Origin of the sequence: Ramlibacter sp. (genome assembly GCF_035706265.1) — a bacterium.
Classification (GTDB): domain Bacteria; phylum Pseudomonadota; class Gammaproteobacteria; order Burkholderiales; family Burkholderiaceae_C; genus Ramlibacter.
The window spans coordinates 1-2,053 of the sequence record NZ_DASSVG010000698.1 but is presented as its reverse complement, the minus strand read 5'-3'; the positions used below and the strand labels follow the sequence as shown (position 1 = coordinate 2,053).

The window sequence follows — 2,053 nt, the reverse complement described above, 5'->3', positions numbered from 1 at the left end:
CCCATGAAGAAAACCGCCCTGGCCTCGGCGATCGTCGCGCTCGGCCTGCTCGCCTGTGCCACCGCCTTCGCCGGCACACCAACCGGCCGGCAGGACGCGAAGGTCACCCCGGACATGATCCAGACCGGTTCGGACATCCCGGCCAGATGGAAGCGGCCGGAGGGCAACTTCGACTACGTCCGGCGCGAGGTGATGATCCCCATGCGCGACGGCGTGAAGCTGCACACGGTGATCATGATCCCCGAGGGCGCGCACGGCCTGCCGATACTGCTCGAACGCACGCCCTACGACGCCAGCGGCATGATGCCCGGCAACAGTCCGAAGATGGCCGACGCGGTGTGGTCCGGCGACAAGGACTGGGCCGATGGCAGCACGATCCTGGTGGCGCAGGACATCCGCGGCAAATACGGCTCGGAGGGCAAATACATCATGACGCGCCCGCCGATGGGCCCGCTCAACCCCACCAGGACCGACGACACCACCGATGCCTGGGACACCATCGACTGGCTGGTGAAGAACATCACCGAATCCAACGGCAACGTCGGCATGATCGGCTCGTCCTACGACGGCTGGACCGTGGCGATGGCCCTGCTCCACCCGCATCCGGCGCTCAAGGTCGCCGCGCCGGAGAGCCCGATGATCGACGGCTGGATGGGCGACGACTGGTACCACTACGGCGCGCTGCGCCAGGTGAACCTGGACTACTTCACCGGCCAGATGACCAAGCAGGGCTCGGGCGAGAGCGTGCCGCGCGACAACTACGACGACTACACCAACTTCCTCCAGGCCGGCTCGGCCGGCGCCTGGGCCGAGGCCCACGGCTTCAGGCAGCTGCCGTGGTGGAACCGCTTCGCCGCACACCCGGCGTACGACGCGTTCTGGCAACTGCAGGCGCTGGACAAGCTGCTGGTCGCCCACCCGTCCAGCGTGCCCACGATGTGGCTGCAGGGCCTGTGGGACCAGGAGGACATCTACGGCGCCGTGCACGCCTGGGAGGCGCTGACCGAGGCCGGCCACGGCGCCAACAATCACCTGGTGATGGGCCCGTGGTGGCACAGCCAGATCAACCGCGACGGCTGGGCGATCGGGCCGTTGAAGTGGCCCGGCAACACCACCGCGCAGTTCCGCCGGCAGGTGATGATCCCCTGGTTCAACCACTACCTGCGCGGCACGCCGATGCCTGACGCGCTGCCGCAGGCGTTGATCTACAACCCGAGCGAGCAGCGCTGGGACCGCTTCAGCGACTGGAAGCCGGCCAGCGCGCAGAAGCTCACCCCGCTCTACCTGCAGGGCGACTTCGGCCTGGGCTTCGCGCAGCCTTCGGGCGGCAGCGACAGCTACGTGTCCGACCCGGCCAAACCGGTGCCGTACCTGCCGCGGCCGATCCCGCAGGAGAACGACCGCTGGCGTACCTGGCTGGTGCACGACCAGCGCTTCGTCGAGACGCGCCCGGACGTGCTGTCCTACACCACGCCGGTGCTGACCACGCCGGTGACCGTGCAGGGCGCGCCGATCGCCGACCTGTTCGCGCGCACCACCGGCACCGACGGCGATTTCGTGGTGAAGCTGATCGACGTCTATCCGGGCACCGTGCCGGACGACCCGACCATGGGCGGCTACGAGCTGCCGGTGTCGATGGACATCTTCCGCGGCCGCTACCGCACGAGCTTCGCCGAGCCCTCGCCGATCCCGGCCAACGAGGTGCAGGAGTACAGCTTCCGCCTGCCCACGGTGAACTACGTCTTCAAGCCGGGCCACCGGATCATGGTGCAGATCCAGTCCACGCTGTTCCCGCTGTACGACCGCAACCCGCAGAGCTACGTGCCGAACATCCTGTTCGCCCAACCGAGCGACTACCGCAAGGCGACCATCACCATCGAGCACGGCACCGACGGCCGCAGCGCGGTGCTGCTGCCGGTGGTGGGCAACGCCGCGCCCTGAGTCGACGAAGAAAGCCCGCCTGCAAAGACCTGGTGTCCGGATCGCGTTGTGCGACCCGGACACTATGCGGATTGCCGTGCATCGCGGCGGCTCAGGCCAGCAGGCTCTCCAC

The 2,053-nt window shown here is 68.2% G+C and carries 1 protein-coding gene; it reads left to right on the top strand.

What is annotated here, in order from left to right; translation table 11 throughout:
* A partial coding sequence (locus VFM98_RS25065) for a CocE/NonD family hydrolase (protein ID WP_325112609.1) occupies window positions 1-1,941 on the top strand: 1,941 nt, incomplete at its 5' end.
* Window positions 1,942-2,053 lie beyond the last annotated feature (112 nt).